1 pseudogene is annotated in these 329 nt (G+C 66.3%); it reads left to right on the top strand.

From position 1 onward, the window contains the following. Positions 1 to 329 (top strand): annotated as a pseudogene (locus tag HMPREF2581_RS11625) (type VI secretion system tip protein VgrG); the annotation flags it as partial.

Genomic DNA, 329 nt, shown 5'->3' with positions numbered 1-329 from the left:
AGGCGAACAGCTACAGCGAGTTCAAGGCCGAGGAGCATCACACCGTGCACGGAGAGCGCAAGGTCGAGCTGAAGGCCGATGACCATCTGACGGTCGGCGACAGCCAGCACGTGAAGCTCGGTCGTGCCTACCTGGCCAGGGCCGGGCGCGAGATCCACCTGAAGGCCGGGCAGAAGATGGTGATCGAGGCTGACAGCGAACTGACGGTGAAGGCCGGCGGCAGCTTCATCCGGCTCGACGCAAGCGGCATCGCCATCAGCGGCCCGCTGGCACGGATCAATGCAGGCGGCGCACCGGGAAGCGGCTCGGGGATCGCGATCAAGATGCCG

It is taken from the genome of Pseudomonas sp. HMSC057H01 (assembly GCF_001836405.1).
GTDB classification, from domain to species: Bacteria; Pseudomonadota; Gammaproteobacteria; order Pseudomonadales; family Pseudomonadaceae; genus Pseudomonas; species Pseudomonas aeruginosa.
This window is presented reverse-complemented; position numbering and strand designations above follow the sequence as displayed.